Annotated in this window: 14 protein-coding genes; all 14 read right to left on the bottom strand. The window is 46.2% G+C overall.

The annotated features are described in order from the left end of the window. Positions 1-68 precede the first annotated feature (68 nt). Positions 69-1,445 (bottom strand): ABC transporter substrate-binding protein, encoded by a 1,377-nt coding sequence (locus A8709_RS11190; protein WP_065852424.1) that lies wholly within the window; start codon positions 1,443-1,445, stop codon positions 69-71. 49 nt (positions 1,446-1,494) lie between these two features. Next, positions 1,495-2,325, bottom strand: coding sequence for a carbohydrate ABC transporter permease (locus tag A8709_RS11185; protein WP_065852423.1), 831 nt, complete (start codon positions 2,323-2,325; stop codon positions 1,495-1,497). Positions 2,326-2,327: 2 nt separating this feature from the next. Continuing rightward, the gene (locus A8709_RS11180) at positions 2,328-3,218 is read right to left on the bottom strand and encodes a carbohydrate ABC transporter permease (protein ID WP_084224825.1); all 891 of its coding nucleotides are present in this window, start codon (positions 3,216-3,218) and stop codon (positions 2,328-2,330) included. Positions 3,219-3,241: 23 nt separating this feature from the next. Beyond that, positions 3,242-4,342: a Gfo/Idh/MocA family protein gene (locus A8709_RS11175; protein WP_065852421.1), complete on the bottom strand. Its 1,101-nt coding sequence runs from the start codon at positions 4,340-4,342 to the stop codon at positions 3,242-3,244. A gap of 313 nt (positions 4,343-4,655) precedes the next feature. Next, entirely contained in the window at positions 4,656-5,678 is a 1,023-nt protein-coding gene (locus A8709_RS11170) for a LacI family DNA-binding transcriptional regulator (RefSeq protein ID WP_065852420.1), read from the bottom strand. Between the two features lie 1,642 nt (positions 5,679-7,320). Beyond that, a complete protein-coding gene (locus A8709_RS11165; RefSeq protein ID WP_065852419.1) occupies positions 7,321-8,031 on the bottom strand; it encodes a YebC/PmpR family DNA-binding transcriptional regulator in 711 nt (236 codons plus the stop codon). Between the two features lie 137 nt (positions 8,032-8,168). Then, positions 8,169-10,118: a glucosidase family protein gene (locus A8709_RS11160; protein ID WP_065852418.1), complete on the bottom strand. Its 1,950-nt coding sequence runs from the start codon at positions 10,116-10,118 to the stop codon at positions 8,169-8,171. A gap of 32 nt (positions 10,119-10,150) precedes the next feature. Continuing rightward, on the bottom strand, positions 10,151-12,133 hold the full coding sequence (locus A8709_RS11155; RefSeq protein ID WP_065852417.1) for a Sip1-related alpha-galactosidase: 1,983 nt from the start codon (positions 12,131-12,133) through the stop codon (positions 10,151-10,153). A gap of 20 nt (positions 12,134-12,153) precedes the next feature. Beyond that, positions 12,154-12,996 carry a carbohydrate ABC transporter permease gene (locus A8709_RS11150; protein ID WP_065852657.1) on the bottom strand — a complete coding sequence of 281 codons (843 nt, stop codon included), beginning with the start codon at positions 12,994-12,996 and terminating at the stop codon, positions 12,154-12,156. A gap of 52 nt (positions 12,997-13,048) precedes the next feature. After that, positions 13,049-13,927 carry a carbohydrate ABC transporter permease gene (locus A8709_RS11145; RefSeq protein ID WP_065852416.1) on the bottom strand — a complete coding sequence of 293 codons (879 nt, stop codon included), beginning with the start codon at positions 13,925-13,927 and terminating at the stop codon, positions 13,049-13,051. 80 nt (positions 13,928-14,007) lie between these two features. Next, on the bottom strand, positions 14,008-15,324 hold the full coding sequence (locus tag A8709_RS11140) for an ABC transporter substrate-binding protein (protein WP_167357056.1): 1,317 nt from the start codon (positions 15,322-15,324) through the stop codon (positions 14,008-14,010). A 116-nt stretch (positions 15,325-15,440) separates the two neighbouring features. Continuing rightward, complete coding sequence (locus A8709_RS11135) at positions 15,441-16,172, bottom strand: response regulator transcription factor (RefSeq protein ID WP_065852414.1); 732 nt, start codon at positions 16,170-16,172, stop codon at positions 15,441-15,443. After that, a complete protein-coding gene (locus tag A8709_RS11130; RefSeq protein ID WP_065852413.1) occupies positions 16,150-18,003 on the bottom strand; it encodes a sensor histidine kinase in 1,854 nt (617 codons plus the stop codon). Before A8709_RS11130 ends, A8709_RS11135 begins: the two co-directional genes overlap by 23 nt. Positions 18,004-18,156: 153 nt before the next feature. Further along, the gene (locus A8709_RS11125; RefSeq protein WP_065852412.1) at positions 18,157-20,271 is read right to left on the bottom strand and encodes a glycoside hydrolase 5 family protein; all 2,115 of its coding nucleotides are present in this window, start codon (positions 20,269-20,271) and stop codon (positions 18,157-18,159) included. Positions 20,272-20,429 lie beyond the last annotated feature (158 nt).

The following is a 20,429-nucleotide window of genomic DNA, read 5'->3' as shown; positions in this document are numbered from 1 at the left end:
AGCGTTGACGGTTTTCATGTCAATTCATGGATCTCATTTTTGTTCCTTACTATGTAACTACGATGATCTTACTTACCGTAAAGCGTTTTGATTTCCTTCAACGTAGCGTCGATATCACCCTTGCCAGAAAGCGGCTGAGCTAATTTTTGCGGAATAATATCCCACAGCAATTTATCTTTACCATCGAAGAAAGGAACCGGAATCGCGTACTTCTGCGACTCGATGAACGTTTGTTTGTTGTAGCCGTCATCGATGCCTAAGTAGGTTTGCGCAGCTTGCTTGTTTGCAGGGATGGATTGCCCTTGTTTCGCAAGTGCAATTTGACCCTCTGGACCCGCTAACCAGCTAAGCAGCGCCCATGCAGCTTTCTCGTTCTTGGTATAAGGGCTCAGTGCATTCCCTGCAACCTGAACAACGGTTTTCGTATCCTTAAATTTCGGCGGCAAGAACGTGTCGAACTGAATGTTCGCTTTTTTGAATTCCGCTGCTGACCAGGAGCCCGCGAAGCTCATAGCCACTTTACCTGTTGTTAACGTTAGGAAAGGATCTTTGGATAAGGACTGGCTTTGACTGGAAGACGGTGTCACATGGTATTTCGTAACGAGGTCACGGTAGAACTCCAGTACTTGCTTAGCTTCAGGTGATTCCAGGGCAAGGGTTTGATCATCGTTTACGATTTTCCCGCCATTGGAAATAATTTGCGGTTCCAGAACGGAGTCAGCAGAACCCGCTGCATCCACCGTTAGACCCCATTGCACGATATTTTTATCGTCGAATCCAGCTTCGGAAGCATTTTTACCCTTATTATCCAAAGTTAGTTTCTTCGCAATGTCGAGTACTTGATCCCACGTCATTTCACCCTTAGGCATAGGAGCGCCTGCTGGATTCTTCTTCGGATCGGTAAATAGCGCTTTATTGTAATAGGTTACAATGGTATTGGCATCACGAGGCAAGGAATATTGTTTGCCCCCCACTTGATGAGTTGCCAGAACGCCCGGTTCAAAGTCGCCTGTGTTGAAGTTGTTCGTTTTGATAATGTCTGTTAAATCTTTCATCGCGCCTAGCTTTGCATATTTATCTACGTAGGCAAAACTGATTTTATATACATCTGGTAAATCTTTGGAAGCCGCTTGCGCCGTCAAGGATGTCCAATACGTGCCCCAGTCTTTACTTACGACTTCGACATCGATTTTCGGATATTTCTTATTGAATTCCTTGAGCAGTGTTTTCGTTTGCTCCGTTTCTACGTTGGTTCCCCATTGGGAGTAGACGATTTTACCTGAAATTTCTTCTTCAGCCTTCGCTGTCTCTTTAGGTGTAGTAGTTGCTGTTGTTGGGGCTGGAGTCGTTGTCGTTGCTGTTTCCGTTTTCCCACATGCCGTCAGTACCAAAGAACCTAATACCGCAACAGATGTCAGACCAGTAAGCAATTTGATCGTTTTCATAGAAAACCCTCCTCAGATTTATCTGTTCACATCACATCGTACAACTCTGTTACTTAATGCCGGACATGACCACCCCCTCAATAAAGTAACGTTGTGCGAAGAAGTAAATACAGCCGATTGGCAGTAACGCTAGAAAAGAACCAGCAGCCAGCACAGGGAAATCATGTGAGGTTTGCCCCATAATCATTTGTAAGCCGACGCTTAATGTTTGCAGCTTCTCTGACTGAATATAAATGAGGGGAGAAAAGAAATCGGTCCAAGAGAATACGAAGGCGAAAATAAATCCCGTAATCATCGTAGGACGTGAGAGCGGAAGAATGACACGACTGTAAATGGTCCAATAGCCGCCGCCATCCATTTCAGTGGCTTCATCCAATTCACGGGGAATTGTCATGAAGAACTGACGGAACATGAAGATAAAGTACGGACTTGCTAGAATTTGCGGCACAATCAGTGGAAACCACGTGTTATACCAGCCAATTTTCTTATACATGATGTAAAGCGGAATCAATGTAATTTGTGAAGGAATCATGAGGGTTGCAAGCACGATAGCAAAGAGTACGCCGCGCGAACGCCCTTTTGTACGAGCAAAGCCGAAGGCAACGAGCGAAGCGAAAAGCAGGGTCCCTGCACCAACGGATCCAGATATCGCAAAAGAGTTGGCGATCCATCTTCCCATTAATGGCATCGATTCAAACAGCCTAGGAAAAGCATCTAGCGTGAAAGGTTTGGGTATAAACGTAGGTGGAAACTGAAAGGTTTGTTCTTGTGTCTTGAGCATCGTCGATATGAGCCATAGAAGTGGTCCTGAGAATATCCCGAGTCCGACGATGAGGAAGAAATATTGGGCAAGTTGTTTGGAGACATTCGCCAGTCGCATCGTTATCCGTTTCCTTTCTCTGACTCATAATAAACCCATTTTTGCGACGTCTTCATCACGATTAACGTTAGAATGAGAATAATAATAAACAAGATCCAAGATTGCGCCATGGCATATCCAAATTTGAAATCACGGAACGCGGTTTGGAAGGTGTTGAACATATACGTACGTGATGCGTAGTTAGGTCCCCCATTGTTCAAGAGCATGGATTCCGTAAACATTTGGAAGTAGTAAATCATCTGCATGACGACTGCGAACAGGATGGAAGGCGATAGCATCGGAAGCGTAATGCGGAAAAAGCGAGAAACAACGTTAGCTCCGTCAATTTTGGCCGCTTCATACAAATGGCCAGGAATGCCTTTCAGCGCAGCAAGGAAAACGAGTACAGGTCCGCCAGACATCCAAATACCGATGGTAATGATGATGGGTTTCACTAACGATTCGGTACCGAACCAATCAAATTTTGGCAATCCAACGATGGATAGCAGCTGATTAACCATGCCGCTGTCTGTTCCGAAGAGCATCACCCATAAAATCACGGTTGCAACAGGTGGAACGAGGTAGGGCAGGTAGTAAAAGGTACGAAAGAAATGGACGCCTTTCACATCGACGTTCAGAACGACGGATGTGAGAATCTGAAACGTCACGGTTACAGGAACTGCGATAATAACAAAGTAGATCGTATTGCCAAAGCTTTTCAGATAAATATGATCATGTAATAAGTCCACATAATTCTTAAAACCAATCCATACAGGTGCAGCAACGGAATTGTAATCCGCGAAGCTGTACAAGAGGCTTGTAAACGCTGGTACGACGAAGAATACAAGGAATCCGATTATCCAGGGTGAAATAAATCCTAAAAACTTGAGCTCTTCTTTCCATTTTGACGCCATCATGTACCTCCAATCTAGAATCCTTACACTAATTCATTCAGATACACATAGCGTTCTTCTTTGATTGATTTCTCCGCTGCAAGCGCGACGAGCAAGGCCTGTCTGCCTACTTCCCCATTCGCAAAAGGCTCTTTGCCCGTCACGACGGAGTCTAGGAATTCATATCTCTGACGTTGACTGCCTGTGTGTCCGTTACTGTAAGAATCAGACGCAACATCCGTATCAATATGTTCTTTGGTCATATCAGGTCCACCCGCGATATCAATTGTGCGATCTTTCTTCGCTACCATGACAGCGCCGTTGTTTCCGATCAACCCGATTTCCAAGCCTTCATCCATGAGGTTTCTTGGCTTCAGATACATGCACAATCCCAGATTCGCTTTACTGCCGTTCTCGTAATCAATCGTTACCCAAGCGTGATCCACAATATTGGTTTGCGAAATTACTTTCGGCGGATAATGCGTATAGGAATTGGTGATCATATTCTCTTCGCCATTTTTAATAACATGCTGACCGCCAGAAGCGAAAACACGAACCGGCTTCGCGCCAATCATCCAGTTGAAAATGTCGAAATGATGGCAATCCTTTTCGACCAACGCACCGCCAGATTTGGCACTGTCGTAGAACCAATCCACAGGCGGAAACGAATCGCGGAACTCTTTACACCACATCATCGTTACGTCGTCGAGACGTCCATTGCTCAATTCCTTTTCCATCCGGCGATATAAATTGGAATAGCGATAAACAAGCCCGATTTGGAGGATGACATTCGCTTTCTTTGCAGCTTCGATGATGGCATCACAATCCGCAAGCGTTGGGGCTACTGGTTTTTCCAAAAATATATGCTTCCCACGTTCGATAAAAGCTAGTGCCACTTCTTTGTGCATATAGTTTGGAACCGAAATCACGACAGCATCAAATGTATCTGTTTGCGCCAAAATGTCCTTATAATCCGAAACAATTTGGGGATTATTTCTTTTGATATACGGAAGCGCTCTTTCCAAGTTACTTGGGCTTGGATCAGCTACCCATGTTATTTCACATTGTTCGATTTGATCAAATCCCATTGCATGGCCTGTTCCCATGTCGCCGACACCGATTAAAGCTACTCGAATTTTATTCATATTCTGTTTATCTCCCCCGCCAAAGTCTAGTTAGTTGTTAGCCAAATTTGTCCAAACTATTTTTCGTTTGCGCCAATATTCTTTACACTTAGAATATTAAGGGGTTTGGCTTGTTTTGTCAATCAGTTTTATCAATGTTTTTGGATTATTTTTTGCGCCAAATTACACGTTAATAATCCAAACATTATAGCACATTAATCCAAAAGTTTGGACAAACAGAGCATTTTTGTGCGGCTGCCCAACAAAAAACCGTTTGACTATGTAGGGTGCACAAAGCCAAACGGTTTTTATGGGGATTTGTTGTCCATTTTCGTTAGGATGATCCTCGTTCAATTAATTTATAAGGCAATGTAATCGTAACAGGAACAGGCATTTTTTCATCGATATAATCAATTAATGTTTTGGCCGCGATCCAACCAATTTCAAATTTGGGCATATCGATCGTCGTTAATGGCGGTGAACAATACTGCGAGAACTCAATATTATCGATGGCGGCGAAGGCGATATCCTCTGGGATGCGATAGTTGAGTTCAAGCGCTGCCCGCATCGCAGAAATTGCCATCATGTCACTGGCGGCAAAAAAGGCTGTCGGACGATCCTTCTGCCCCTCTAAAGCTTGCTTCATGAGCTCGTGGCTTTTTTCCACGTCCCATTGTGTATCGAGCACCCAATCTTTCGGAATGGATAATCCGGCTTCTTGCAGCATTTCACGGTATCCGCGGTAACGCTTTTCCTTCTCCATATCCATGGAAAGGCCGGATCCTCCGATGAAGCCAATGCGTTTATGCCCACGCTCGATCAAATGACCAACCGCATGTTTCGCTGCCAATAAACGATCATAACCCACACGCGGCACTTCTTTATCCGGAATATCGATGCCTACGACATAGGGAACATGTGCTTTGATATATTCGTACGAAGCTGAATCAATCCCCTCAACCAGAATAATGCCGCTTATATCGCTTTCTTTCACAATTTTGTGCAGCAAATTCGGTTTCTTTAGCTCTTCACCCGAGTGGATGAAGGCCAAATCGTAGCCATGATCTTCAAGTCCACGATCAATCCCCTCAAGAATTGAAGAAAAGTAAGGGTGATTATATTTATTCTGCTGAACTGCAACAATGCAGCCCACCTTCTTATTTAACTTCGATGGCTTACCGCGAACGACAGTTTCTCTGGTGCCTTTACTGGACTGGTAGCCAAGTTTGGCTACAGCATCCCAAATTTTTTGGCGGGTATCGGCGCTCACCGATCTTCTCGTATCATTATTTACTACACGGGATACCGTGGATATCGAGACGCCCACATGCTCAGCAATATCTTTCAATGTTGACAACTTGCACCCTCCCGTAGCCAAAGTTTGCGCCAAATTTTTGCGCTTTAGCCTAGCATAGCAAATTTCTATCATCTGAACAACTGAAATTACTGTAAAGGCGGGTTTTTCTTATGTAAATGGAGTAAAAGGTGATGTCCACACCGATTTGGCTCGAGCTTACGGCGAGGGACTACTGACGGTAGGCTCGGGTTCCGAGCTTTCGGCGAGGGATGACTGCCGGTAGGCTCGGGTTCCGAGCTTTCGGTGAGGGACGACTGACGGTAGGCTCGGGTTCCGAGCTTTCGGCGAGGGAAGACTGACGGTAGCCTCGGGTTCCGAGCTTTCGGCGAGAGATGACTGCCGGTAGGCTCGGGTTCCGAGCTCTCGGCAAGGGACTACTGACGGTAGGCTCGGGTTCCGAGCTTTCGGCGAGGGACTACTGACGGTAGGCTCGGGTTCCGGGCTCTCGGCGAGGGACTACTGACGGTAGGCTCGGGTTCCGAGCTTTCGGCGAGGGACGACTGCTGGTAGCCTCGGGTTCCGAGCTTTCGGCGAGGGACTACTGACGGTAGGCTCGGGTTCCGAGCTTTCGGCGAGGGATGACTGACGGTAGGCTCGGGTTCCGAGCTTTCGGCGAGGGACTACTGACGGTAGGCTCGGGTTCCGAGCTTTCGGCGAGGGACTACTGACGGTAGGCTCGGGTTCCGAGCTCTCGGCGAGGGACTACTGACGGTAGGCTCGGGTTCCGAGCTTTCGGCGAGGGACTACTGACGGTAGGCTCGGGTTCCGAGCTCTCGGCGAGGGACTACTGACGGTAGGCTCGGGTTCCGAGCTTTCGGCGAGGGACTACTGACGGTAGGCTCGGGTTCCGAGCTCTCGGCGAGGGACTACTGACGGTAGGCTCGGGTTCCGAGCTTTCGGCGAGGGACTACTGACGGTAGGCTCGGGTTCCGAGCTCTCGGCGAGGGACTACTGACGGTAGGCTCGGGTTCCGAGCTTTCGGCGAGGGACTACTGACGGTAGGCTCGGGTTCCGAGCTCTCGGCGAGGGACTACTGACGGTAGGCTCGGGTTCCGAGCTTTCGGCGAGGGACTACTGACGGTAGGCTCGGGTTCCGAGCTCTCGGCGAGGGACTACTGACGGTAGGCTCGGGTTCCGAGCTTTCGGCGAGGGACTACTGACGGTAGGCTCGGGTTCCGAGCTCTCGGCGAGGGACTACTGACGGTAGGCTCGGGTTCCGAGCTTTCGGCGAGGGACTACTGACGGTAGGCTCGGGTTCCGAGCTCTCGGCGAGGGACTACTGACGGTAGGCTCGGGTTCCGAGCTTTCGGCGAGGGACTACTGACGGTAGGCTCGGGTTCCGAGCTCTCGGCGAGGGACTACTGACGGTAGGCTCGGGTTCCGAGCTTTCGGCGAGGGACTACTGACGGTAGGCTCGGGTTCCGAGCTCTCGGCGAGGGACTACTGACGGTAGGCTCGGGTTCCGAGCTTTCGGCGAGGGACTACTGACGGTAGGCTCGGGTTCCGGGCTCTCGGCGAGGGACTACTGACGGTAGGCTCGGGTTCCGAGCTTGATCAACTTGAACTCTCCCCCTCCATCGCGAAAAAGGAGCTAAGCGCAAACACACCGCTTAGCTCCTATCCATTCCGCTACTTTTTAAACCTACTCCACGTTATGATAAACCTGCTGCACATCTTCCAAATCTTCCAACGCATCAACCATCTTATCAAACTGAGCTTGTCCTTCTTCGGAAAGCGTAACATTGTTTTGAGCAATCATCGTCAACTCAGCAACCGTAAACTCCGTGATGCCTGCTGCTTTCAGACATTCTTGAACAGCATGGAACGCCTCTGGCTCCGCATACACCATGACCATGTCTTCTTCTTCCAGAAGATCACGAACGTCAACGTCAGCTTCCATCAGAATTTCCATGATCTCGTCGACGCTCTTGTTTTCAATACCGATAGCCGCTGTCGCATCGAACATATAGGCAACGGAGCCTGTAACGCCCATGTTACCGCCATTTTTGCTAAAAGCTGCGCGCACGCTTGACGCGGTACGGTTTACGTTATTCGTCAATGTATCCACGATAACCATGGAACCGTTGGGTCCAAAGCCTTCATAACGAAGCTCTTCATAAATTTCGTCTGAGCTGCCTTTGGCTTTATTAATCGCGCGATCAATGATCGCTTTTGGCACGTTATAGGTTTTGGCGCGTTCCAAAACGACTTTCAACGCACGATTCGATTCCGGATCTGGTTCACCTTTACGTGCTGCTACATAAATTTCAAGTCCGAACTTCGCGTAAACGCGACTTGTGCTTGCATCATTCGAAGCTTTCTTTTCTTTTATGTTATTCCATTTACGTCCCACTATGGATCCCACTTTCTATTATAATTTCATTACCTATCATAACCTATTTTCACACGAAATTAAAATATTTCCGTTCGTCATGTTAAATAGGTCCCTATAGATAATAGCAAATTTTTAGCGGAGTGGGGAGTTTGATGTCACATTATATGGATCGTTAGCGGGCTTTGCTGATCCCAATCAACACTTATCTTTTGATCAGGTGTCACACACTCCACATTTATGCCGTCGGAACATCGTGAAACGATGAGATCGAAACAAGAACCGAAAGCTCGGATTGCACGAAGCGACATCGTCTCCCAATCATCAGGCAGTCGCGGGCAGCACGTAAAAGAATTAAGTCCCGTCGGGACAATGCCAAATAATCCCTCGATAATTACTCGGGCATATAACGCACTTTCTGCAGAAAGATGCCGTTGATTGCCTTCGGGGAAAGCTTCCACTGCGTAAGGAACATGCTCGCCTAGCAGCCTATTACGGGAATATTCGAGGAGTCGCGTGATGCCTTGCTCCGTTTCTCCAGCATACAGAATTCCTCGCAGCGCATACAAAGTCGATCGATCCCAGTAGGTAGTTTCTCCTGCCTGTGTGACGAGTCCACCGTTTACCCATAATCGTGAAGATAGCAAAGCAGAAATCGTTTGGTCCTTGCGATCCAAGATATTCATCGTCAGCGGCACACAGATCCACGAACGCAGAATGTCGTTCCCTTCATAGTACCGATAGGTCTCATACCCCTCGACGGTTGCGCCAAAATGCGCTTCAATTGCTTGTCGAAGCCTGCCCGCTTCTTCCTCTAAACCAGAAGCGATTGTTGGCTTTGCCAATTCTCTTGCCAGTTGTGCCGAAGAAATCAACGCGCCATAGGCGAGCGATGAAGTGAACAGATTGGCGTCCCCACTCGGAAATCGATTCTCTAGCTCATCGGAGTCGGATGCAATAACACCACTCGATGTGAGCTTCTTTCTGCAAAACGCCAAGCACCATTCAATCGCGGGCCACAGCTCCTCGGCTATGCTCAGGCTGCCGCTAGCGAGCGCAAATCGCGCTGCGCCATAGGCATACATCGCTGCATCCCCACGATCCCCCGCTCCTTCCCAGATATCCACACCTTCTGCGATGATTGAAGAAGGAATGGCGCGGAAGTCAGGCCCCATGAAAGGCATGTAAAGACGATAAGCATTCATGGATGCTGCCATTGCATCGTGATCTCCCAAAAATGGAAAAAATGGCCCTGCATACTCCGCTTGATCATTCGTCCAAACCGCAACATAATACGAACCGCCTCCAGGGCTGTGCATCAAACCGCCTTTGGTGCGAAAAATACTCTCCGCCGCGCGGATTTTGGCCAAATCAAACATTCTATCCAAATGGGGCTCTGGGGATTCAAGCCGCAAAGACGAACCGAGCTCACGTAAGAATTGCCGCCGCATCCTTTCCTCTGAAACAAGGTCCACACTCACTTTAGGTGCCTGTAACGTCGAAGCACACATCCAACACATGTAGGTAATCGATTCACCTGCTTGCAGCATCACAGATGATGGGGCATCATGTCCCGCTTCAACGATATAAACCCCTTTCGTGCCTCGTCGATACTGCTGGATTGCTATCTGCTCCATCTCGATCTCCATGGCAGCATCTGTCATGTTCTCCACCTGTATACGTTCTAACGCATAGGGGTTGTCTCTCGAGGGGAATATCGTTCTCTCTATCATGATCCCCTGATCCGAAACAGACGATATCCGAAGCATGCCATCAAACGAGATCTTAAACACTTTTTCATGGATAACCTGACCGCTTACAGACATTCTAGGCAAAAGCTCCTGCCCAAATTCCTCCATTAAGCTAGCATGGGTATCATTCGGAATCGTGCGCAAACCAGGCCAAACGACTTTCCGTTTTAAAATAATACCGCCTTGCGAATCTATGCCATACGTCACAATGAGGGAGATCTCTTTGCCGCTCATTTCAACATGATCTTGGTGAGCCAGGTCATCTCGTTGAATGTCCCAGACAATACCTGCTTCATTCCCAATTTTCCAACGCAACTTTTTCTCCGAATTGGGCTCGTTAATTTTCGATGTTGGCACGTTCTCTGCCCCCCTTCCTGTTCTATTTAACCTTACTTCGTAAGGAGCACTTCTATGACAACTGCATTGCCAATAGGCGCCGAAATATGCAAGATTCCGTGCACTTCGTCGTAGGTAAAATCGGTTCCGCAACCGTCGATCCGTACTTCCTGAGGGATCGTTTCACAGTACATAAGAATCACAGCACCGCCATCTTTCACGAAAACCTTATGTCCATTCTCTGTGACTTCCCATTCGGCAATGCTTCCCGCATGATTAAACTTGTCCGTAATTCCGATCGGTGCAAAACCTCGCTGAATTGGCGTGAATGAGACGAGTTCATATTCCGCGGTATCGAGCGTAAGTTGAAGCTCTTCTTCCGCAGCGACGATGCGAAGCATCTGTTGACGATTACAATAAACAGCGAAGCGTTCCCCTGTTAAACCTGGGATAGCTCTTGAGCTGATCGAAGTGGACAACCGACCACCACCTTTGAAACAATGAAAGAGACCCAACAGTCCACTTACGCCTGCGTAATTCCTCACTTTTAGTATCTGCGGGAATCCCAAGCAATTAACTAAAACACAGTCCGCCGTAGGCAAAGCTGGGCTTTCACAGCGCAGCACAACCCCGCCTGAGATCGTTAACTTCTGCAAAAGATCAAAATTTTGCTGACCTGGCTTATCACACACATATATAGGCCCCCCAGATATTGACCTAGCCGCAGCATGAAAAGCAGCCCCTTCTTGATGGGTCTGAAACATGTCCCAATCGGGAATCGCAAAGGTAGAAGACCAAATATTGTTCATCGCATTGACATAGATGTGTTTCTGTTGATCGGCCATGCCCTTGGTTGGGAAATAATCCTGTGAATTTCGCCATACAAGGGAAGAATTCATATGAAACGGGATATCAGATCCGTGACACATACTATGGATCAGGTTGCCGTCGAAATAGCGTTGTGCTGCCGACTGCATCGCTTCCTGATAAGCTCTCATCGTGCTGACCACATTTCGCTTGCCATGGGCAAAAAGCTCAAGTGCCGACTGGCCATCGACCTTGACCATATCGACACCAACCTCCGCCAGAAACTGGTACAACTCGTTATATAAGCGAGGAGCTTCCTCGGGCTCTACGAGATAAAGATCAACTTCTTCAGGTGCCCACGGCCGAATAACGGCCCGATTATGGAACCAAGCAAATCTACGGGCTAGCGCACCCTCGGGCTGAATCCCTGCCCAATATCCTTGAAACGCATGCCATATCCCAAACCATGTCACACCGTAACACTGTTTAACTTTCTGAATAAACGGACCTAGCCCACTAGGAAATTTACTCGCATTAATGGAAAAATCAGATATCCAATCGCCTTCCGTATCCCATGCCCCATCATCTAAGATGATAAATTGGGGGATTACCCCTCCAGTTTTAAAGCTTTCCAAACCTTCAAGCAGCTTCGCTTCATCGACTTCATGATAAAAAGCATCCCATGTGCACCAGCCGAGTCCCTGGAGAAAAGGAGGGGCGCTCTTCGCCTCGCGGAGTCGAAATGTCTTCACACGAGCAGCCGCAGCATGCATGGCTTTCTCAACCAAGGCAGCATAATCCGCGCCATAACCGATGTAGGCGAGAGCCACCGTTGCTTCGTCACTTGCGGGCAGTTCGCCCTTTATCCTAAGGTGGATGCCATGTTCATCAGACGCTAGTGTTGTACGGCAATCTGCGCAAACGAGCGGCAGGATGACACCATACAGCCCATCACTCCGCTCCCAAAGCAGCAGCTGGGTATCGGCGGGAATAGCTTCCCCAGTTGCACCAACGTACGGTTCCATCCAGTACGGATCAATTCTGGATAAGGACAACCATCTCACTGCTTTTTCTAGGCAAATGGGACCGATCCTTTCCATGAATCGTGAAGCAATACGTTCACACTCGATAAACCATCCTCCAACAGGATCGCTTTTATTTACTTTCCACTGATCGGCCGATGTTGAAACCTGAATAATATCGTCAAAATGCAAGCTCTTCGTTTTCACCCCTCCACTCCCCTGCACACTCACTTGATGGAACCATTCATGATGCCGGCGAATATATACTTTTGCAGAAATAAATACAGCACTACCGTAGGGATCAGAACAATTAGAATACCGGCACTAATGCTATTCCACTCTGCGCTATGTGTTCCTGAAAATTTCATCAGCGTGGTCGATACGACGCCTAGATGCTGCGCAGGCATATATAAATAAGGCGTGTACATATCGTTATAAATACCGATCGTTTTCAAAATAACCAAAGTCGCTGTTGCTGGTGCTAAGAGCGGAAAGATGATTGCACGGTAAATCCGAAACAGAGAAGCCCCAGCCAGCATGGCGGATTCGTCAATCTCGTACGGAATGTTGCGGATAAACTGTAAATATAAAAAAAGTTGAACCAAATCGGTACCGCTGTAAAGTAAAACTGGTGCATAATACGTATTAAACAAACCTAAATGTTTAATGATCGAGAACGTGGCAACCTGGGTTGTGATGCTGGGAATGAGTACTGCAACCGCGTAGAGCCCTATTACCATCTTCTTCAATCGAAACTCATATCGGCCCAATGCATATGCCATCATCGTGCCAAGCATCACGTTACACACGACAGCCATCACAATGACGATACCGATGTTAACAAATGCCTGGCCCATCCGCCCTACCTGCAGAACAACCAAGAAATTGTCCCAATTCATAAAGCTGTGAGGCAAATCGAACAACCCCGATTTGGCATATTCCTCATTACTTTTGAAAGCATTAATCACAATGATAAAGGGTGGAAATAGTACGAATATCGTTGCGATAGATAGAATGGCATATTTGACGAAATTAACGATAAAGTTCGAGGGAATGAACTTCCTCCCCATCGAGTTGTTCAACGAGACAGGATCCACCAGCGCTCTAGTTGCTTCGCGCATCCTAATCGCCCCCACGCAAAATGATTTTTTTCTGAAGTGTAACAATGATACCTACCATCAGAAGAAGCACAACGCCCATTGCTGACGCTAAGCCGAAATTACCGAAAGTAAAGGCAATCTCAATCGTTTTCGTTACAAACGTATCACTTGAACCGATCGGTCCGCCCTTGGTCAAAATAAAGGGAAGCTCGAATACTTCCATTGCACCGGTAATTGTAAGAAACATATTCACCTCAATGATCGATACGATACTTGGAAAAGTAATACGTCTAAATGTCTGCATCGCGCTTGCCCCGTCAATTTGCGCTGCTTCATACAGTTCCTTCGGTATGGATTGCAGGGCACCCAAGAAAATAACCATATTAAATCCAGTAAACCGCCATATGTTAATGAAACCCAGGGAGAAGTTCACCAGATGCGGATTTCCTAGCCAATTCACTTTATCGGACAAGCCCAAATGCCCCAAGACAAGATTGAGCGCGCCGCTTGCTGGATCATACAAATAGCCGAACATATACGAGACAGCCACACTATTCATTATAAAAGGCAGAAAAATAATAACTTTAAATATATTTCTCCCTTTTAACTTTGTGTTCAAGAGCACTGCAAAAAATAAGGCTAGACTAACTTGCACGATTCCAGCTGCCACATAAGCTAAATTATGAGCAAAAATGCTGAAAATCATCGGGTCCGAGAATAGTTCGGTATAATTTTGAAAGCCAACCCAAAGCTTCGTAGGACTTACGCCATCCCATGATGTCATACTCAAGTAAACAAGATCCAAGGCAGGGTAGTACGAAAATGTGAGCAGGAGCGCAAGTGGAATCAGCATAAATGTAATTAAAATGATCTTTTTCTGAGCTTTATAGCTAAGGCTCATGCGCCTCACCTTCTGTCATTCGGAATAAGGGGGAGGTCCGTCAACGTCGTGATGATTGCTCCCCCGCTAACATGTAAGGATTATTGTGTAACTGTTTTACGCGCAGCAGCCCACTTCTTATTGAATTTATCGAGGACCGATTGTTGATCTTTGGTTGTCATGAACTCTTGGGCTAAATCCGGGAATGCAAATTGCGCCTTATTCGAAACCTGATTCGTGTAATCTTTGGTCGGCGAGCTTTCCAGCATTTTCGTGCCGTTCATAAAATCTGCTAATTGCTTCAGTTTCGGCTGTTCGGATTTGATCGGAGGCACGAAGCCGGAATCGTTCGCATAACCGGATTGCTCAATAAAGAATTTCACAAACGCTTTCGCTGTTTCGATATTTTTACTTGTTTTACTAACGACTAATGCCGCATCGGATCCAATTGGACTCACCAAAGTACCGTTGTTATCGACGGGCATTGGGAAAAATCCGATATCATCTGGTTGAGCCCCATTCTCAATAATTTGAGGAATCGCCCAGTTGCCTAGAACTGCCATTGCAAATTTACCTGTAGCCAAATCTTTCTTGGAAGCCTCCCAATTTGTCGAGAAGAGGTCGCTTTCCGTATATTTTTTATCCGCTAAAGTCCGAAGAATCGTTAACGCTTTGCCATAGGAAGAATCTAACGTAAAGGGCGCATCCGATACAGCCAATTTATCCATAATTAAGGCATCACCAGCAATCGATTGGGCCAAAACTTCATATTGGGATAAAGGCCACTTATCCTTGAAATTCGTCGCAACAGGGACAATCCCCTTACTCTTTAGCTTTTCACAATCCGCATAGAACTCATCTAATGTTTTGGGAACGGAGGTAATTCCAGCGCTTTCGAAAGCCTTTTTGTTATACAATACCCCTGTGATGGACCCTCCGCTCGATATGCCGTACAATTTGCCATTCACCTTAAATGAGTCCTCGAAGTACACTTTACCATTCAGACCAAGATCATCGAGTGGGACAAAATAGTCTGGATAATTCTGCGGCTTCATGGCATCTCCACCCACGAAGACTACGTCAGGCAGCTGCTGTGATGCGGCGCGAACCTTGACGATATTGCTCTCGTCTTTGACGGCTTCATTCTCTACATCTGCGTTTGGATACAGCTTTTTGAAAGCGGCGATGTAGTCTTTCATCTTGGTTTCGGCAATATCTGTGCGGTGATTGAGAAAGGTAATTTTCCCGCTGATCTTATCTTCGGGTTTTGTCGTAGCTTGTGCCGCAGTCGTTGTCGCAGCTGCCGTACTTTGTGCAGCTGGAGAAACCGTTGCTGCTGTTTCCGTCTTCGAAGAGCAACCTGCGAACACGGACATGACCATAACAAGTCCCATGGAATGTGTTAACCATTTTTTCATTTTCATTTCCCCTTCGTGTATGTAGTTGTCTTGTAATCGCTTGCAATTTAATTATAAAAAATTGGAACGATCGTCAAAAGTAACCCGATTCATATTTATAGTCTTCAATGAAGTTTTTAAATCAAACGAATGCTTTCCTTATATTCCTTTGGCGTCATGCCAACGATCTTCTTAAATAAACGGTTGAAATATACCGAATCCAGATAGCCGACATGCTCACCGACTTCGTATATTTTGAGCTCTAGGTTGTATTTCAGTAACTCTTTGGCTTTCTCCACACGAAAATGCATGACAAAGTCTGTAATGGATTGTCCACGGTGCTGCTTGAATAATTGTCGGATGTAATTCGGATTAAGACCCGCTTTATCCGAAAATGACGCCAAATCAAATTCTTGATAATACGTTTCTTCAATCTCCTTCACAATAAGGGAGACAATGCGACTCTGGCCGGTCTGCTCAGCGCCTGATACGAGGGATTGTGGCAAACTTTTCGCCAATTTCTCCAGTAATCGATACAGTTCTTCCCGATTGACTGGCTTCATCAAATAGTCTTCAACCCCGCTTCGCAAAGCCGTTCGCGCGTAATCAAAGTCACGGAAACCACTTAAAATAATGATTCTGAGATCAGGATTCAACCCCCGAAGGTGCTCAATCAACTGCAGTCCATCCATCGAAGGCATTCGAATATCCGTAATCAGCACATCTACCATGTTCGTTTTCAGTTCGCGCAGCGCCTCGTCTCCATCAGAGTAACTACCGTTTATGTTATAATGCGGGCTCGCTTGCTCAATCATTTTGGCCAACCCTAACCGAATTTTTGATTCATCATCCACGATGGCTATCTTCATCTCTGTAGCCCTCCTCTAATAGTCCAATTGGCAGCGAAAATGTAACGGTGGTCCCCACCTGCTGTTGGCTGTTGATCACAAGGCCATAGGCAGGCCCATACTGAAGCTTGATCCGTTGATGAACGTTCCTTAAGCCGATTTTATGCTTCGAAACCTGATCATAATGATCCTCATTAATTTGCCTGCGGAGCCGCTGCAAGGTCAATTCATCCATCCCTATGCCGTTATCTGCAACGACGAAGACAGCTGTTCCCTGATCCAAGGTGGCCGAAACCGAAATGCGGCAATCACTCTTTTTCTTTTCCAAGCCGTGAAAGATGGCATTTTCCACAATCGGTTGAAAAATTAATTTGATCATCCGAAACGTGTAAACACTCTCGGGAATCGTGACTTGAAAATCGAATTTATTGTCAAAGCGGTAATTTTGGAGCTGCATATAATGCCCTAAGTGCTCGATTTCCTCCCGAATAGTGACCATTTCATTACCTCGATTGATGCTATAGCCCATCATATTACCTAAAACATAGATCATATCCGATACCTCACTATCATCGTTGAGTAAGGCTGTCATGCGGATCGTCTCCAGCGTATTATAGATGAAATGCGGGTTGATCTGACTTTGAAAAGCTTCCATCTCCGCCACTCGCTTTCGAATATTCGTTTGATGAATTTCTTCGATCAGTTCTTTCATGCGCTTAATCATCGTGTTGAAGGTATTCCCCAGCACACCGACTTCATCCTTGTACGTCACATGAAACCGGACATTCCAGTCACCTTCTTGTATTTTCTTCATCAATTTGGTTAGTCTACGCAGCGGATTGGTAATGGCACTAGAGAAGTAGAACGAGATACATAAGGCAAGTACGACGACTAAGGTCGTAGCTATGATGGCAAAATTTTTGGTTACTGCCGCTGTTTTAGATAAGTAATGCACAGGTATATACACAATCGTTTTCCAATTCGTCTCTTCCGATTGCAAATAGGTACAAATAAATGTTTCATTATTAATCGTTATTTTAAAATCCCCCTGCTTCCCGACAGCCTTCTGAACAGCCGGATCGTCAGAGAGATTCTTCGTTAGCAATTGTTTGGTCGAGTCAAATATCACATTATTCTGCTCATCGATGACGAGGGTCTTCCCTTTCGTTACAGCGTCTAACCCCTTCACTTCTTTTTCAATCACATTCACATTCGTATCAATCACAATCGTGCCAACCGACTCCATGGTGGTGGTATTCTTAATATCCTCAATAATGCTAAACACATATCTAGAATTCGCAGTCGATGAGATTTCTTTCGTACTAAGTAACACTACGGGCTGAGCTTTCGAACTCCTTGCCAAGTTCTGCCACTCTTCTCGACGTTCCTTAATATCCTTACGCAGACCTTCATTGTTGATTTTAAAGAAAATATTACCGAAATTATCGAAAATATAAATGGAATCCGTGCCCTTTTTAAACGTGCTCAGCAATTGGATGTAATCGTCGATTTCACGTTCTTTCTGAAGGTCGAGTTCTGGATCCTCCAATAAATTTTGCAGTCCATTCGATGGCCAGCTCGAATACAAGGGGATGGTTGCAATCGTTTTCATATCTGCGATGTAATCATCTAATTTTGACATCAACTGGGCAGACAACTCATTTACATAGTCAATGGAATTGGACTCAATCGACTTGTCATAATTTTGATAGGAGACGTAACTGATCCCAGTGATTGGAATAATGACCAGTAAAATAAACACCAAAATGAGCTTCTTCTCCATGCTGCTATTCATTAACATCATCCACATTCGATTCCTATGCGTACGATTTCCTATTTGCCGTTCGAACATTCGCGTGGAGCTCCTTTCGCCTTGTAAGACTGTTACTTTATTATACAAAATAAACGGCTGTGTTTAAGGAGAAATATCGCTAGTCACCTATGTTACACAGGCATAACCTGAAAAAGGCTATGTGTAAGAACCACAGCCTTTTCCAGGTGTTTATTAATTGGACACGTTTATTTTAACTGAACCGTCACCACTCGCAGAATCGTCTACCCACGTCGTGGTGTATTTGCCAAAATCATTGGCACTGCTTCCGGTCGCAACAGCCCACTCATAAAAAGTCGTATTAGACAGTGTCACCTGACTGACCGCAACCGCATACTTTGTGCCACTGACGAGGCCATTAAAGGTCAAGGGAACATTCACGGTACCGAAGGAAGCTGGGATCGAACTTCCTGCAACCTGTATCGAAGCAAGTGGTGACCCCGTCGGCATATTGCCACTCGTATTGTACAGTTCAACGATCAAATTGCTGGGTACACCGCCATCTGCTTTGAGTCGCAAATCTACACTCGTTATCTTCGGTAAATTCGTGGCAGTGAAGGTTTCATAACGTCGCTTCTGATCCGAATCGTTTCGACCAAACGAAGAACCGTTGGTGGATGTATTTGAAAGATCAATGCTGCTTTGACTTGGAGCCGTTGTGCCAGAGACGTAGATTTTTAGCGAACCATCGCCCACAGCTGAATCATCTACCCAAGTTGTCGTATATTTGCCGAATTCTGTGCTGCTGCTACCTGTTGACACTGCCCACTCATAGAAGGAGGAGTTCGATAATGTCGCCTGAGTAACCACAACGGCATATTTCGTCCCACTGACTAGTCCCGAATACGTTAAAGGTACATTCACTGTACCAAATGAGGCAGGAATAGAGGAGCCAGCTACTTGGGCAGACGCCAAAGGAGAGCCAGTTGGCATGTTACTACTCGTATTGTACAATTCCACAATTAGATTACTTGGCACGCCATTGTCGGCTTTTATTCGTAGATCCAAGCTTGTAATTTGGGATAAATTCGTTGCTGTAAACGTTTCATACCGCTTCTTCTGATCAGTATCATTACGGCCAAACGAAGAACCAGAAGTTGATGTGTTGGAGAGATCGATTATGCCTTGCGTAGGCGGAGAAGTCGTGCTGTCCGATTTATTATTTTGAACCGCAGCCATATTCTGTATTAAGGTCGCTGAACTCGTACCGAAATCGAAGCTGAAGGAACTGTTCGTGAAATCCTCCATTTGCCATACCATAATGCCATCGTAATCGGCTGCTGTCGCATAATTATGCCAGTTCGTGAATCGCGCATCCCTGCCGCCGTAGGCCGCATCACTTGTTTCAACACCATACTCCTCCACGATCATTGGCTTATGTGCGGTATTATGTGCAATATTCGCACGGTCGGTCAGGTAATAGTTCACCCATGCATCATCGCGTGCTCCCCAGTTTTGCGGATACACATGGATCGTCCCGAAGTCAATATAAGGACTCATAATGTCACGGTTAAAATCCACATTGTCCCCGCCGGCATCTGGCTCCCCGCCTTGTGTACCGCCATATTTAAAGCCTTCTTCACCTGTGGCCAGCATATGATTGGGATCAATCCCTTTGATGTAAGCACCCATCTCATTAATCCAATTCAGCATCATATCGCCATTATCATTCGTTGGAAGGGACTGGTTACGAGGCTCATTCGCAAGCTCCCAAGCAAATACGTAGGGATCATCCTTGTACTTAACTCCTGTGTACGTATTCGTGCGGTTTAACATCGTACTGATATAGTTTTTAAAATCTTGTTTAACCGCTGTATCAGAATAAAATTTATATTGTGGCTGCCCCGTTCCTAGACGAGAATCCACGTACCATTGCATCCCATTATAATCGTTCCAATTGTTTACCATCGTCATAATTAAACGAATTCCATAAACTCTTGCACGGGACAACGCATAGTCTAATTGCTTGAAGTTCGTTTCATTGTATACGCCTAGCGAGGTTTGAATGCCATCATCTGGACGATTGTTGAAGGCCCAGATCCTCATTACTTTAATGCCTTTGGCTTGTTCTGCTGCCAATATGTTATTTACTCGCGTTTGATCCGGTGTTAAGCCCAGGTAATATAAATTATCGCCGCCATAATAAAACTTCTCTCCATTTAGCATGAAGTACCGATCGCTTCTTGTGACAAAATCAGTTGGACTCGCCTTTGCAGGTGTTGGAACGAACATCACGGACAATGTCATCATCAACGTTAAAGCTAAGAACAGAGCTAACATTTTTTTCATTTTTTAATTACCCTCCTTTGAAGTATGCGCTTACATAACTGGGCTGTAACACAATTTTACGTTAACCATTACGATAAATTTGAAACCTCCTTTTATTCTTTCTCATCTGCTGCAAGTTACAACATGGGTTAATTTCATCTGACTGTTTCCAATTATAA

Origin of the sequence: Paenibacillus pectinilyticus (assembly GCF_001700435.1) — a bacterium.
In the GTDB taxonomy this organism is placed as follows: Bacteria; Bacillota; Bacilli; order Paenibacillales; family NBRC-103111; genus Paenibacillus_E; species Paenibacillus_E pectinilyticus.
The sequence above is the reverse complement of the archived record's forward strand: the minus strand, read 5'-3'. Positions and strand labels throughout refer to the sequence as shown.

Bases quoted from the DNA above. Each gene is read 5' to 3' on its own strand.
- A8709_RS11190 (WP_065852424.1), bottom strand. From the start codon at position 1,445: ATGAAAACGATCAAATTGCTTACTGGTCTGACATCTGTTGCGGTATTA.
- A8709_RS11185 (WP_065852423.1), bottom strand. From the start codon at position 2,325: ATGCGACTGGCGAATGTCTCCAAACAACTTGCCCAATATTTCTTCCTC.
- A8709_RS11180 (WP_084224825.1), bottom strand. From the start codon at position 3,218: ATGGCGTCAAAATGGAAAGAAGAGCTCAAGTTTTTAGGATTTATTTCA.
- A8709_RS11175 (WP_065852421.1), bottom strand. From the start codon at position 4,342: ATGAATAAAATTCGAGTAGCTTTAATCGGTGTCGGCGACATGGGAACA.
- A8709_RS11150 (WP_065852657.1), bottom strand. From the start codon at position 12,996: ATGGGGAGGAAGTTCATTCCCTCGAACTTTATCGTTAATTTCGTCAAA.
- A8709_RS11145 (WP_065852416.1), bottom strand. From the start codon at position 13,927: ATGAGCCTTAGCTATAAAGCTCAGAAAAAGATCATTTTAATTACATTT.
- A8709_RS11140 (WP_167357056.1), bottom strand. From the start codon at position 15,324: ATGAAAAAATGGTTAACACATTCCATGGGACTTGTTATGGTCATGTCC.
- A8709_RS11135 (WP_065852414.1), bottom strand. From the start codon at position 16,172: ATGAAGATAGCCATCGTGGATGATGAATCAAAAATTCGGTTAGGGTTG.
- A8709_RS11130 (WP_065852413.1), bottom strand. From the start codon at position 18,003: ATGTTCGAACGGCAAATAGGAAATCGTACGCATAGGAATCGAATGTGG.
- A8709_RS11125 (WP_065852412.1), bottom strand. From the start codon at position 20,271: ATGAAAAAAATGTTAGCTCTGTTCTTAGCTTTAACGTTGATGATGACA.